This is a genomic window from Streptomyces sp. NPDC054840 (genome assembly GCF_053611065.1).
The window spans coordinates 1-13912 of record NZ_JBSGZP010000125.1 but is presented as its reverse complement, the minus strand read 5'-3'; the positions used below and the strand labels follow the sequence as shown (position 1 = coordinate 13912).

Here is a 13912-nt window from a genome sequence, read left to right as displayed (position 1 = left end):
GCGCCGTTGTGATGTCCGCGTCCAGTGCCCGAACCGGACAAGATGAAGAATCAACGGCTTACGCGCGCCCCATGGCCCGGTCCAGGGTGATCTCCATGACGACCCGGTCGGGATTGGGCGACGGCGTGCGCCCGTAGCGCTCCGCGTAGCGCGCCACCGCGTCGGCGACCGACGCCTCGTCCGCGCGGATCACCGCGCGGCCCTCCAGCGTGGCCCAGCGGCGGCCTTCCATCTGGCAGAGCGCGACCCGCGCGCCGAGCGGCGTGCCGTCCGGCGTGGCGGCCGGCCCGTGCTCCTGTGCCTCCTGCGCCGCCCGGGCTTCCTGCGCCGCCAGGATGTTGCGCACCTTCTTGCTGTGCCGGTTGCTGATCACCCGGGCCAGGCCGGCCTCCGGGTCGTACGTCGCCCCGACCGGCACCACGTGGGGCGTGCCGTCGGGGCGCGGGGTGGTCAGGGTGCAGACGTGCCGCTCCCGCCAGAAGGCGAGGTACTCGGGCGTCGGGTTGAGTACGTCATGGGGCATGGCCCGAAGGGTACGGGGGAAGGGTGCCCGCACGTGTCTTGAGTGGAATAGACTCAACTTTACATACGCTGATTCTGTCAGTGTTGTGGTCGGAGCTACCCCTTAGGAGAGGAGAAGGCACAGTGGACGCCGAGCTGACCAACAAGAGCCGGGACGCGCTGAACGCGGCCACCAGCAGGGCCGTCAAGGACGGCCACGCGGATCTGACTCCCGCGCACCTCCTGCTGGCCCTGCTCGCCGGCGAGGACAACGAGAACGTCATCGACCTGCTGGTCGCCACCGACGCCGACCAGGCCGCCGTGCGGGCCGGTGCCGAGCGGCTGCTCGCCGCCCTGCCCAGCGTCACCGGCTCCACGGTCGCGCCCCCGCAGCCCACCCGCGACCTGCTCGCCGTACTGGCCGAGGCGGACGCGCAGGCCGGCAAGCTCGGCGACGACTACCTCTCCACCGAACACCTCCTCATCGCCGTCGCCGCCAAGGGCGGCACGGCCGGCGAGGTCCTTTCCGCCCAGGGCGCGACAGCGAAGAAGCTGCTCGACGCCTTCGAGAACGCACGAGGAGGACGGCGGGTGACCACCCCCGATCCCGAGGGCCAGTACAAGGCCCTGGAGAAGTTCGGCACCGACTTCACGGCAGCCGCGCGTGAGGGCAAGCTGGACCCGGTCATCGGCCGTGACCAGGAGATCCGGCGCGTCGTGCAGGTGCTCTCGCGCCGTACGAAGAACAACCCCGTGCTCATCGGCGAGCCCGGCGTCGGCAAGACCGCCGTCGTCGAGGGCCTGGCCCAGCGCATCGTCAAGGGCGACGTCCCCGAGTCCCTGAAGAACAAGCGCCTCGTCGCCCTGGACCTCGGCGCCATGGTCGCCGGCGCCAAGTACCGGGGCGAGTTCGAGGAACGGCTCAAGACCGTACTCGCGGAGATCAAGTCCAGCGAGGGCCAGATCATCACCTTCATCGACGAGCTGCACACGGTCGTCGGCGCGGGCGCCGGCGGCGACTCCGCCATGGACGCGGGCAACATGCTCAAGCCCATGCTGGCCCGCGGCGAGCTGCGGATGGTCGGCGCGACCACCCTCGACGAGTACCGCGAGCGGATCGAGAAGGACCCGGCGCTGGAGCGGCGCTTCCAGCAGGTGCTGGTCGCCGAGCCGTCCGTCGAGGACACGATCGCGATCCTGCGCGGGCTCAAGGGCCGCTACGAGGCCCACCACAAGGTCGTCATCAACGACAGTGCGCTGGTGGCCGCCGCGACCCTCTCCGACCGGTACATCACCTCCCGCTTCCTCCCCGACAAGGCCATCGACCTCGTCGACGAGGCCGCGTCCCGGCTGCGCATGGAGATCGACTCCTCCCCGCTGGAGATCGACGAGCTCCAGCGCTCCGTCGACCGCCTGCGGATGGAGGAGCTGGCCCTGAAGAACGAGTCCGACCCGGCCTCCGTCGAGCGCCTGGAGAAGATCCGCAAGGACCTCGCGGACCGGGAGGAGGAGCTGCGCGGACTGACCGCCCGCTGGGAGAAGGAGAAGCAGTCCCTCAACCGCGTCGGTGAGCTGAAGGAGCGCCTGGACGACCTGCGCGGCCAGGCCGAGCGCGCCCAGCGCGACGGCGACTTCGACACCGCGTCCAAGCTGCTCTACGGGGAGATCCCGACCCTGGAGCGTGAGCTGGCGGAGGCCACGGAGGAGGAGGCCGAGGCGTCCAAGACCGGGCACTCCAAGGACTCGATGGTCAAGGACGAGGTCGGCCCCGACGACATCGCCGACGTGGTGGGCGCCTGGACCGGCATCCCGGCCGGCCGGCTGCTGGAGGGCGAGACCCAGAAGCTGCTCCGCATGGAGGACGAGCTGGGCCGCCGCCTGATCGGCCAGGGCGAGGCCGTACGGGCCGTCTCGGACGCCGTGCGCCGCACCCGGGCCGGCATCGCCGACCCGGACCGTCCGACCGGCTCCTTCCTCTTCCTCGGCCCGACGGGCGTGGGTAAGACGGAGCTGGCCAAGGCGCTCGCCGACTTCCTCTTCGACGACGAGCGGGCCATGGTCCGCATCGACATGTCGGAGTACGGCGAGAAGCACAGCGTGGCCCGTCTCGTCGGCGCCCCGCCCGGCTACGTCGGCTACGAGGAGGGCGGTCAGCTCACCGAGGCCGTACGCCGCCGCCCGTACAGCGTGGTGCTCCTGGACGAGGTGGAGAAGGCCCACCCCGAGGTCTTCGACATCCTGCTCCAGGTCCTGGACGACGGCCGGCTCACCGACGGCCAGGGCCGGACGGTCGACTTCCGCAACACCATCCTGATCCTGACCTCGAACCTGGGCAGCCAGTTCCTGGTGGATCCGCTGACCCCGCCGGAGCAGAAGAAGCAGCAGGTCCTGGACCTGGTGCGGGTTTCCTTCAAGCCGGAGTTCCTCAACCGCCTGGACGACCTGGTGGTCTTCTCCGCGCTGACCCCGGACGAGCTCGCGCACATCGCCGAGCTCCAGATCGGGCGCCTGGCCCGGCGCCTGGCCGACCGCCGGCTGACCCTGGACGTCACGCCCGAGGCCCTGGCCTGGCTGGCCGAGAAGGGCAACGACCCGGCGTACGGCGCCCGGCCGCTGCGCCGCCTGATCCAGACGGCGATCGGCGACCGCCTGGCGAAGGAGATCCTCTCCGGCGAGGTCCGGGACGGCGACACCGTACGGGTCGACGTGGCGGGGGAGGACCTGCTGGTCGGCAAGGCGCTCTGAGCGGCCGGGCCGGCGGACCGGCCCGATCCGGCTCGGTCCGCCTCAGCTGCCACAGGCCGCTCTGCCGCCCGCCTCAGGCCGCGTCGAAGCGGACCTTCGCGGTCGTCCCGACCTCGGGAGTGATCCGCAGCCGCAGTCCGGCCGCCCGGCCGGGCTGCGGCGCGTCGTGGACGAGGCTGAAACAGCCCTCGCTCTCCGGGTCGTAGTTCTCCGGATGGGGCCCCGGGCAGGCGACCTGTTCCGGCGCCTTCGGGAAGGACGCGACCCACGCCTGGACATCGGGGTGCTCCATGCGGAACGTGCCGAGGACCGTCGCGCGGCCGTCCGCCGCCGGAGTCCGGTCACACCTGCCGTCCCGGAAGCCCTTCGGCGGGGCCATCCGGGCGAATGTCATGACCTCCGCGCAGTCGGCCGTCCCCCGGGGGCCGCCGTCGCCCGAATCCTCCGTGGCCGGCCACAGCAACGCGGCGCACACAGCGACCCCGACGGCCACCGACGCCCCCAGCCCCAGCACCGGCCCCAGCACCGGCCCCAGCCCCAGCACCGGCTTCGACGCACCGCGCATGGTCACACGCCCCCCTTACTCGGTTCTTACTCGTTCTGCCCGGAGCGGATCGTACGTGCGGGGCTGGACACAAGGTGGGCGCGATGGGGGAGGATGCAAGTATCCGCACGAAGGGAAATCACGGTGAGCATCGACCCGGCCTCGATTCCGAACTTCGGAGGGCAGCAGCCCGATCCGCAGGCCACAGGACCGGCGGGCCCCGTCGTCCCCGACCAGGATCTGGTCAAGCAGCTGCTGGAACAGATGGAGCTCAAGTACGTCGTCGACGACGAGGGTGACCTCGCGGCGCCGTGGGAGGAGTTCCGTACGTACTTCATGTTCCGCGGCGAGGACGAGCAGCAGGTCTTCTCGGTGCGGACCTTCTACGACCGTCCGCACAAGATCGACGAGAAGCCGCAGCTTCTTGAGTCGATCGACGACTGGAACCGCCGCACCCTGTGGCCGAAGGTCTACAGCCACACCCACGACGACGGCTCGGTCCGCCTGATCGGTGAGGCGCAGATGCTGATCGGCACCGGCGTCAACCTGGAGCACTTCGTGTCCTCCACGGTCAGCTGGGTCCGCGCGTCCATCGAGTTCGACAAGTGGCTCGTCGAGCAGCTCGGCCTGGAGCAGGACATCGACTCCACCGACGGCGACGACGACGGCAGCAACGGCGACAGCAACAGCTAGCCGTTACAGCGGTACACGGGCGATCAGCAGCAGATACAGCCCGTAGCCGTAACCGAGCCCGGCCACCACCACGGTCACCATGACCGCGGTGCGGGGCCGGGCTCTCGCCATGACGGCGGCCATCGGCAGGAGCAGCGGGAAGGCCGGAAGCAGGAAGCGCGGCTTGGATTCGAAGAAGCCGGCCCCGCCGAAGCCGATCACCAGCAGGGTCGCGGTGTACACGAGCAGCGGCAGCGGGGTGCGGTCCAGTAGCAGAAGCACCGCCAGCAGCCCGGCCACGGCCAGCAGGACCACCGTCACGGTGGTGGCGAGCGGCACCTGCCCGCCGGTCAGCACCCGCTCGGCGGAGCGCAGCGCCCCGAGACCGAAATCGAAGCGGGAGCCCCAGCCGCGCTGCACGGCGAAGTAGCCGCCGAAGGGGTCGCCCACCTTCACGCCGACGGCCAGGACGTACGCCGTCCAGCCTGCCGGCGCCACCAGCCCCGCCAGCCACACCGCGGGTGCCCGGGATCTTCGTACGACGAGGGCGTGAAGGGCCATGGCCGAGACGGCGGCCGCGACGGCCGACCCGGTGGGCCGGGTCAGCCCGGCCAGTACGGCGAGGCCGGCGGCCCACAGCCAGCGGTCTCGCATCAGGGCGTACAGCGCCCAGGCGGCGAAGGCGGCCAGCAGCGCCTCGGTGTAGGCGAGGGTGAGCACCACCGCGTGCGGCAGCGCCGCCCACAGCCCCACGAGCAGCAGCCCGGCGCGCGGGCCGATCACCCGTTCCCCGACCTTGTAGATCCCGATCGCGGCCACGGCGGCGGAGACCCAGGCGACGAGGAGCGCGGCCGGGACCGTCCCGCCGGGCAGTATCCCGGAGACGAGCCGTATCAGGGTGGGGTAGAGCGGGAAGAAGGCGTAGTCGCTCTGTACGGGCCCCGTCCCCGTGGCGGCCTCGGGCCACATCAGGGTCCGCCCGTAGCCGTGGGCGGCGATCCGCAGGTACCAGTCCGAGTCCCAGGACCTGCCGAGGACCTTCAGCGGATCCCGCCCGGCCCACCAGGCCCCGAGGCCGAGCACCAGCACGCCGCCCCCGCGCACGGCGGCGAACACCCCGAGCGCGATCACCGTGGTCGGCGCGGCCGACCGCACGGCCCGGACCGCGCGCATCTCCAGCCGCGACGCGGACACGGCGGCTCTGCCCGTTGCCATGAATCCCCGACTTTCCAGCTCGCGGTGGGTCCGCTCACCCGGCGGTGAGGGCTTCGGGCACTTGCACGACGCACAGCTTCACACCGGCCCCACAACCCCGCAAGGACGCGGGATGTCCGCCCGCGGAACGGGCCCGGCCGAACCGATGCCCGGCCTCGTGTCCTCCCGTCACCCGTCCACCCGGCTCGTTCCCCGGCGAGCCGGCCGACCGAGGCGGTCCACCGCTTCCTGCAATACAGCCGTTCGCTTGCAGAAGGCCCAGCGGACCTGGGTGGCGCCCGCGCTCCTGTCGTCGTAGAAGACCTGGTTCGGGATGGCGACCACGCCGCAGCGTTCCGGGAGGGCGCGGCAGAAGGCGAGGCCGTCCTTCTCGCCGAGGGGGGTGATGTCGGTGGTGATGAAGTACGTGCCTTGCGGGCGGAAGACCTCGAAGCCGGCCGCCGCGAGGCCGTCGGCGAGGATGTCGCGCTTTGCGGCCAGGTCGGCGCGGAGGGTGTCGTAGTAGCTGTCGGGCAGGGCGAGGGCCTCGGCGATCGCGTACTGGAAGGGGCCCGAGGAGACGTAGGTGAGGAACTGCTTCACCGAGCGGACCGCCGTGACCAGCTCCGGGGGCGCGGTGATCCAGCCGACCTTCCAGCCCGTGAACGAATAGGTCTTCCCGGCCGAGGAGATGGTGACCGTGCGCTCGCGCATGCCCTTGTAGCCCGCCAGGGGGGTGTGGGCGCCTTCGAAGACCAGGTGTTCGTACACCTCGTCCGTGACCACCAGCAGGTCGCGCTCGACCGCCAGCTCGGCGATCGCCGTCAGCTCGGCCGGGGTCAGGACGGTGCCCGTCGGGTTGTGCGGGGTGTTCAGGAGCAGCAGGCGGGTGCGCGGGGTGACGGCGGCGCGCAGCTCGTCCAGGTCGAGGGCGAAGGCCCCGGCGTGCGGCCGCAGAGTGACGGGCACGCGTACCGCGCCGGCCATGGCGATGCAGGCGGCGTACGAGTCGTAGTACGGCTCCAGGGCGATGACCTCGTCGCCCGGCTCCAGGAGGGCGAGGAGGGCGGCGGCGATGGCCTCCGTGGCGCCGGCCGTGACGAGGACCTCCGTGTCGGGGTCGTAGCCCAGACCGTAGAAGCGCTGCTGGTGCGCGGCGATCGCGGTACGCAGCTCCGGGACGCCCGGACCCGGCGGGTACTGGTTGCCGAGTCCCGTGAGGACCGCGCGAGAGGCCGCCTCGGCGATCTGTGCCGGGCCGTCGGTGTCGGGGAAACCCTGGCCGAGGTTGATCGAACCAGTGCGCGTGGCCAGCGCCGACATCTCCGCGAAGATCGTCGTGCCGAAGGCCGCCAGGCGGCGGTTCAGGAAGGGGCGGTCGCTGCTCACGGGGGTGCTCATGGTCGTCATCCTCGGGGCAACCTCTGGACTTCCTCAAGTGTGCTTTGGGCCGTGCGGGCCGGGGGCATTCCCCCTTCACGCGGGACGCGGGGATCCCGCTCCCCCGGGAAGACCGGGGTTGTGAGAGAGGTGGCGGACATGGGGTTCGTCTTCGTTGTGATCCTGCTCTTCTTCGCGGCGTACTTCGTTACCAAGCTGGTCCGGTCGTCCTCGGGGCGCAGCTCGTCCCGTCGCGGAGGCCGCCGCCACGGCAGCTGGTGGTCGGGTGGCGGCGGCGGTGACTCGGGGGGCGGCTGCGGGTCCTCCTCCTCGTGCGGGGGATCGTCCTCCTCGTGCGGTGGCGGCGGCGGGTGCGGTGGCGGGTCCAGCTGACACCGGGCACCGGCACCGGTCACCGGGCACCGTGAGGCCTCGGCCCGGCACTAGCCCGGCACCCGAGCGGCACTCGCCCGGTACCTGCCCGGCATCGCGTGGACGAGGGCGTTCGACGGTCCGATTGCCGTCGGGCGCCCTCTCGTTCACCGATGCATGACGACGCGCGGGACGCAACCTGTTGAACACGTGAACTGCGGAGCCCCCGGGGGGATGTAAACCCCGTCAAGTTGGGTAAAAGCGCTGTGAGTGCCGTGCCTTTCATGATTCCCTCGGTTGAGTAGACCAGTCCTCGGACCTCCCTGGACTTCCTGTGGACCCGTGCCGGTTTCCCCCCACCCGTGCTTGCTACCGCTGGCGGGCCCCGGCCCATCTCCCTCGCGCGTTTGCGGAGCCGACTCATGCTCACGACCCTCCAGACCTCATACACCGACACGCGTGCCGCCGATCTCGCCTGGGCCCTGGGTCGGGACCGGTTGCCCGCCCTGGCCGTACTGAACCTCGAACTTTCGGGCGCGAAGGTGGAGTTGCGCCTGCTCGGAGCGTCCCACCAGGTGCTTCTGGAGGAGAGGGAGGTGCTTTGCTCGGAGACCGTCGCCTGTATGCCCGGCAGCAGTACGCCGCTGCCGCTCGGCGTGGCCAAGCGGGTGGGCGACTGGGAGTACGAGTTCGCCGCGCGGGTCGAGACGCTCTCCCGCGGCTCCTTCGCCGGGCGGGCCCAGGAGTTGCTCGCACTGGTGGCGGACCACCCGAACGGACTAGCGGGGACCTTCCCCGGAAGTCCGCACGCCTTCACCGCCATGCTCGCGCAGCGCTACGAGGGCCAGGTGCGCTGGCGGACCTGGCACGCGTACCCGCAGGAGGGCCAGCTGGTGGCCACCCGGACGCGGGTGGGCGTACGGATCGGGGCGCCCGCGGCGGCGGCCCGGGAATCGCCCGCGCTGCTGTAGTGGGCGCGGGGGCGCGATTATCCCGCCACGGTTACGCCAACTGGCGGGATGAGTACGCCACTTGCACCCATGTGGGTGACCGGATGCGGGTGGGCGGTGACGTACGGTTCGCTTCATGATCGACCGTTCCGTCCCGCGCCGGGTACTCCCGGCCCCGGAGCCGCGGGGCGCCGCGACCGTCCCGGCCGCCCTGCCCGTACGGCCCCGGACCGGCCGACTCCTCGTCCTGGCCACCGTGTTCATCTGCGCCGCCTGCGGGCTCGTGTACGAGCTGGAGCTGCTCGCCCTCGGCACCTACCTGATCGGCGACTCGGTCACCCAGGCATCGGTCGTGCTGTCCGTCATGGTCTTCGCCATGGGCGTCGGCTCCCTGCTCGCCAAGCGCTTCCGCCACCGGCCCGCCTTCGGCTTCGGAGCCATCGAGGCCGCGCTCGCCCTCCTCGGCGGCCTTTCGGCCATGGCGTTGTACGCGAGCTTCGCCTGGCTGGGGGAATCCCGCCCCGCGCTCGTCGCCTTCGCCTTCGCCATCGGGGTGCTCATCGGCGCGGAGATCCCGCTGCTGATGGTCCTCATCCAGCGCATCCGCAGACAGGACGCGGGCGGGGCGGTCGCCGACCTCTTCGCCGCCGACTACGTGGGCGCCCTCGTCGGCGGCCTCGCCTTCCCCTTCCTGCTGCTCCCGCTGCTCGGCCAGCTCACGGGCGCCATGGTCACCGGCACCGTCAACGTGATCGTCGGCGGCGGGCTGGTCCTGTGGCTGTTCCGCCGGGACCTGAGCAGACGCTGCCGCTGGCTGCTGATCGGCGCGAACGTGACCGTACTGGCCGTGCTCGCCTCCGCGACCGTCCTCGCCGACGACTTCGAGCGGACCGCCCGGCGCGCCGTCTACGGCGGGGAGGTGCGGGTCGCCGTCCAGACCGGGGTGCAGGAGCTGGTGCTCACCGGCCCGCGGACCGGCTCCCCGCGCTCCCTCGACCTCTACCTGGACGGGCGGCTGCGGGTCAGCGGCTACGACGAGTACCGCTACCACGAGGCCCTGGTGCACCCCGCGATGACCGGCCCGCACACCCGTGTCCTCGTCCTCGGCGGCGGCGACGGGCTCGCCGCCCGCGAGGTGCTCCGCTACCGTGACGTCTCCTCCGTCACCGTCGTCGAACTCGACCCCGGCGTGGTCCGTCTCGCCCGCACCGATCCGATGCTCTCCGCGCTCAACGCCGGGGTGTACGAGGACCCGCGGCTGGCCGTCGTCACGCAGGACGCCTTCGGCTGGCTGCGGGGGCCGGCCGCCGGCGACCGCTTCGACGTCATCGTCTCCGACCTCCCCGACCCGGGCATCACCCCCAGCACGAAGCTGTACTCGCAGGAGTTCTACGGGCTGGCCGCGCGGGCCCTGCGCCCCGGGGGCCGCATCGCCGTGCACGCCGGACCGCTGGCGACGCGCCCGCGTGCGTACTGGACCGTCGACTCCACCCTCCGCGCGGTCGGCCTGCGCACCGCCCCCTACAGCGCGGGCGGCCGCCTCACGGGCTCCGCCGCCGGACCCGACCGCACCCCCCACGGCGTGACCGAGGCACCGCCGCAGGACTGGGGCTTCCTCCTGGCCGCCCGGGACCAGGAGCCGCCCCTGCGCGTGGACCGCGACACGCCCGCGCTGCGCTCGCTCTCGACCCGCTCCCTGCAGGACGCGGCACGCGACGCGGAACGGACCCGGGTGCCCGGGCTTCCCCCGTCGACCCTGCCGCACCCGCGGTATTCGTGACCCGGTGAGGTCTCGTCGGTAGGCTCGACCACATGGAGCATCAGGTGTTCGTCCCGGTACCTGCAGACGATCTCCGCGCCGTGCTGCGCGACCCCGCCCGGGTGGCCCGGTGCGTGCCGGGACTCCAGCAGGACGCCGACACCGATGCCGGGCCGGTCTCGGGCCGGCTCAAGGTCCGGGTCGGCGGGAGCACCGTGACCTACCGTGGCGCCCTGACCGTCACCGAGCGGGACCCCGGGCACTTCACGTTCGACGGTGAGGGCACGGAGGTCCGGGGCAGCGGGACCGTGAAATTCTCCCTCGGCCTGCGGCTGACCCCGGTCCCCGAGGGGACCCGGCTGGACTTCACCGCCGGGGCCACCGCCGACGGGCGCGCCGCGGCCTTCCCGCCCGAGGCAACGGCCACCGCCGTGGTGCGGCTGCTGGACCGGGCCGCCGGACAGCTGACCCTCGGCGCCGCGCCCGACGCCGTGAGCGACCCGGTGGCCGATGCCGAGGAGGCGGAGGGCGGCGAGGGCGGAACGGACGGCCGGGGGCCCGGGTACGTCGAGGACGACGTCACCGAGGTCACCGCCTCCCTCTTCGAGACCGACGTACCGCCGCCGTCCCTGGACCCCTTCCTCGCCGGTCGGTTCGAGGGCTCCGACGGAGCCCCGCGGCCCCCGGCCGAGGCCGCCCACGCCCGCCGCACCATGATCGGCCGCAGTGCGGAGGAGGTGGACCACGCGCCGCCGCGCGGCCGGTACGCCCCGGTCCCCGCACCCGCCTCGGCCGGCGCCGGCGACAGCCTGCGGTGGATCGCCCCGGCCGCCGCCTTCGCTCTGGCCTCGGCGGTCGTCATCGGCCGAGCCCTGCGCCGTCGTCGCTGATCCGCGGGCCCGGCCGCATTAGGGTCGACCGCATGAGTACGCAACTGAGCGCCGACGGCGCCGAGGTGACGGTCGACCAGGAGAACGGCTGCCGGATCAGCAGCCTGCGCATCGACGGAACGGAACTGCTGCGCCAAGGGCCGAAGTTCGGGGCCTTTCCGATGGTCCCGTGGTGCGGCCGGGTCGCGAACGGACGGTTCACCGACGGCGCGACCGTCCATCAGATGCCGCTCAACCACCCGCCGCACGCTCTCCACGGCTTCGGCCGTGATGCGCCCTGGCGCCCGGCCGGGGCCACCGCCACCGAGGCCGCCTTCGCCTACGACCTCACCGACCCGTGGCCGTATCCCGGCCGGGTGACCCAGGTCGTCACGCTCGCCGAGGACTCGCTGACCCTCGCCATGGGCGTCGAGACGTACGGCGACTCCTTCCCGGCCCAGGTCGGCTGGCACCCCTGGTTCCTGCGCAACCTCGGGGCCGGCGGCCCGGACGCGGAGGTCGCCTTCGAGCCCGGATGGCAGGAGGAGCGCGGCGAGGACCACATCCCCACCGGCAAGCGCATCGACCCGAAGCCCCGCCCCTGGGACGACTGCTTCGGCATGCCGAGCGGCGTCGACGTCACCCTCACCTGGCCGGGCGCCCTCGAACTGCGGGTCACCAGCCGGGCCGAATGGGTGGTCATCTACGACGAGGAGCCCGAGGCCGTCTGCGTGGAGCCGCAGTCGGGTCCGCCGAACGGGCTGAATTCCCTTCCGCGCCTGGTCACCCCGGTCGATCCGCTGGAGGCCTCCACGACCTGGACCTGGCGTCGCCTCGGCTAGTGCTGTGACCGGAGAAGTTCACCAGGTCACGACGCCCGGCACGGCACCTCGCCGCGTTGTCGGGGCGCCCGAGTACGTCCGGTACAAGGGCGCCCCTCCGCCGTGCGATCCACGGGCACCGACCACCGCTTCCTGATCCGCCCTGATCGGCAGGACATCCCCTGGGCCCCTCTAAGCTCAGAGGCATGAGTGACGTACGCGATGCGCTTCTGCAGCAGATCAAGGACAAGGCCGTCGTGCACGGCAAGGTGATCCTCTCCTCCGGTCGCGAGGCCGACTACTACATCGACCTCCGCCGGATCACCCTCGACGGCGAGGCGGCCCCGCTGGTCGGCCAGGTCATGCTCGACCTCACGGCCGAGCTCGAATTCGACTGCGTCGGCGGTCTGACCCTGGGCGCCGACCCGGTCGCGACCTCGATGCTGCACGCCTCCGCGGCGCGCGGTGAGCGCCTGGACGCCTTCGTCGTCCGTAAGGCGCAGAAGGCCCACGGCATGCAGCGCCGTATCGAGGGCGCCGATGTGAAGGGCAAGCGCTGCCTGGTGGTCGAGGACACCTCGACCACCGGCGGGTCCCCGCTGACCGCCGTCGAGGCGGTCCGTGAGGCCGGTGGCGAGGTCGTCGCCGTCGCCACGATCGTCGACCGCGGTGCGGCCGACGCGATCGCCGCGGCCGGCCTGCCCTACCTCACCGGATACCTCCTCCAGGACCTCGGCCTGTCCTAGGACCTGCCGTTCCCGCCTGCGCCTCTTCGACGACAGGGCGCCGGCCGCCTCTTCCGGATCTCGCCGGGCCCGGGAGGCCCCGCCGCCGCCCTGGGTCAGCCCCGGTCCCGCCTCCGTCCGGCCCCGTCCGGCCACCGCGAGAACTGGTGCAGAAGGTCCTCGGCCGCCCCTTGGGCCGGCCTGACCTGCCCTTTCCCGGGCGCCCGGGGTGTTTCACGTGAAACATCCCGGGCCGTTCGCCCACCACGTGAGACCGGCAGTCTGGACCCCCGCGCTGAGTCTGGAAAGATAGGCGCGACGATGACGTCGCCCCCAGGTCAGGGCCCGCAATAAGCACACTCCCCGCACATCCAAGGAGCCGGCAGATGCCCATCGCAACCCCCGAGGTCTACAACGAGATGCTCGACCGGGCGAAGGCAGGCAAGTTCGCCTACCCGGCCATCAATGTGACCTCCTCCCAGACCTTGCACGCTGCCCTGCGCGGCTTCGCGGAGGCCGAGAGCGACGGCATCATCCAGATCTCCACCGGCGGTGCGGAGTTCCTGGGTGGCCAGTACAACAAGGACATGGTCACCGGGGCGGTCGCCCTGGCCGAGTTCGCGCACATCGTGGCCGCCAAGTACGACATCACGGTCGCCCTGCACACGGACCACTGCCCGAAGGACAAGCTGGACGGCTACGTACGTCCGCTGCTCGACATCTCCGCCGAGCGCGTGGCCCGTGGTCTGAACCCGCTCTTCCAGTCGCACATGTGGGACGGCTCCGCCGAGACCCTGGCCGACAACCTGGCCATCGGCCAGGAGCTGCTCGCCAAGGCCGTCGCCGCCAAGATCATCCTTGAGGTCGAGATCACCCCGACCGGCGGCGAGGAGGACGGCGTCACCCACGAGATCAACGACGAGCTGTACACCACCGTCGACGACGCGATCCGCACCGCCGAGGCCCTCGGCCTGGGCGAGAAGGGCCGCTACCTGCTGGCCGCCTCCTTCGGCAACGTCCACGGCGTCTACAAGCCGGGCAACGTCGTCCTGCGCCCCGAGCTCCTCAAGGACCTCCAGGCCGGTGTCGCCGAGAAGTACGGCAAGCCCTCACCGTTCGACTTCGTCTTCCACGGCGGGTCGGGCTCCACGGCCGAGGAGATCGCCACCGCGCTGGAGAACGGCGTCGTGAAGATGAACCTCGACACCGACACCCAGTACGCCTTCACCCGCCCGGTCGTGGACCACATGTTCAGCAACTACGCCGGTGTGCTGAAGGTCGACGGCGAGGTCGGTACGAAGTCCAAGTACGACCCCCGCACCTGGGGCAAGGCCGCTGAGGCCGGCATGGCGGCGCGCGTCACCGAGGCGTGCGCGAACC

Annotated in this window: 12 protein-coding genes; 8 read left to right on the top strand and 4 right to left on the bottom strand. The window is 71.8% G+C overall.

The window, feature by feature from the left end; translation table 11 throughout:
* Window positions 1–58: 58 nt before the first annotated feature.
* The gene (locus tag ACWGIU_RS12245) at window positions 59–523 is read right to left on the bottom strand and encodes a pyridoxamine 5'-phosphate oxidase family protein (RefSeq protein ID WP_453704933.1); all 465 of its coding nucleotides are present in this window, start codon (window positions 521–523) and stop codon (window positions 59–61) included.
* A gap of 122 nt (window positions 524–645) precedes the next feature.
* Between ACWGIU_RS12245 and clpB the strand changes: the two genes are divergently transcribed.
* Complete coding sequence (clpB, locus tag ACWGIU_RS12240) at window positions 646–3246, top strand: ATP-dependent chaperone ClpB (protein WP_453704931.1); 2601 nt, start codon at window positions 646–648, stop codon at window positions 3244–3246.
* Between the two features lie 73 nt (window positions 3247–3319).
* Here clpB and ACWGIU_RS12235 read toward each other — a convergent pair whose 3' ends face one another.
* Window positions 3320–3817 (bottom strand): hypothetical protein, encoded by a 498-nt coding sequence (locus ACWGIU_RS12235; protein WP_453704929.1) that lies wholly within the window; start codon window positions 3815–3817, stop codon window positions 3320–3322.
* A 117-nt stretch (window positions 3818–3934) separates the two neighbouring features.
* Here ACWGIU_RS12235 and ACWGIU_RS12230 point away from each other — a divergent pair, with 117 nt between their 5' ends.
* On the top strand, window positions 3935–4483 hold the full coding sequence (locus ACWGIU_RS12230) for a YbjN domain-containing protein (protein ID WP_453704927.1): 549 nt from the start codon (window positions 3935–3937) through the stop codon (window positions 4481–4483).
* 3 nt (window positions 4484–4486) lie between these two features.
* Here ACWGIU_RS12230 and ACWGIU_RS12225 read toward each other — a convergent pair whose 3' ends face one another.
* Entirely contained in the window at window positions 4487–5677 is a 1191-nt protein-coding gene (locus ACWGIU_RS12225; RefSeq protein ID WP_453704925.1) for a glycosyltransferase family 39 protein, read from the bottom strand.
* Between the two features lie 168 nt (window positions 5678–5845).
* Window positions 5846–7066 carry a pyridoxal phosphate-dependent aminotransferase gene (locus ACWGIU_RS12220; RefSeq protein ID WP_453704923.1) on the bottom strand — a complete coding sequence of 407 codons (1221 nt, stop codon included), beginning with the start codon at window positions 7064–7066 and terminating at the stop codon, window positions 5846–5848.
* A gap of 764 nt (window positions 7067–7830) precedes the next feature.
* Between ACWGIU_RS12220 and ACWGIU_RS12215 the strand changes: the two genes are divergently transcribed.
* The 6 genes from ACWGIU_RS12215 to fbaA all read left to right on the top strand — a co-directional run.
* The gene (locus ACWGIU_RS12215; RefSeq protein WP_453704921.1) at window positions 7831–8379 is read left to right on the top strand and encodes a DUF2617 family protein; all 549 of its coding nucleotides are present in this window, start codon (window positions 7831–7833) and stop codon (window positions 8377–8379) included.
* Between the two features lie 115 nt (window positions 8380–8494).
* On the top strand, window positions 8495–10138 hold the full coding sequence (locus ACWGIU_RS12210; protein WP_453704919.1) for a polyamine aminopropyltransferase: 1644 nt from the start codon (window positions 8495–8497) through the stop codon (window positions 10136–10138).
* Between the two features lie 32 nt (window positions 10139–10170).
* Entirely contained in the window at window positions 10171–11007 is an 837-nt protein-coding gene (locus ACWGIU_RS12205; protein WP_453704917.1) for an SRPBCC family protein, read from the top strand.
* A 32-nt stretch (window positions 11008–11039) separates the two neighbouring features.
* On the top strand, window positions 11040–11828 hold the full coding sequence (locus ACWGIU_RS12200; protein WP_453704915.1) for an aldose epimerase family protein: 789 nt from the start codon (window positions 11040–11042) through the stop codon (window positions 11826–11828).
* A gap of 185 nt (window positions 11829–12013) precedes the next feature.
* Complete coding sequence (gene pyrE, locus ACWGIU_RS12195; RefSeq protein ID WP_453704913.1) at window positions 12014–12553, top strand: orotate phosphoribosyltransferase; 540 nt, start codon at window positions 12014–12016, stop codon at window positions 12551–12553.
* Between the two features lie 365 nt (window positions 12554–12918).
* The coding region (fbaA, locus tag ACWGIU_RS12190; protein WP_453704911.1) for a class II fructose-bisphosphate aldolase at window positions 12919–13912 on the top strand (994 nt) is incomplete at its 3' end.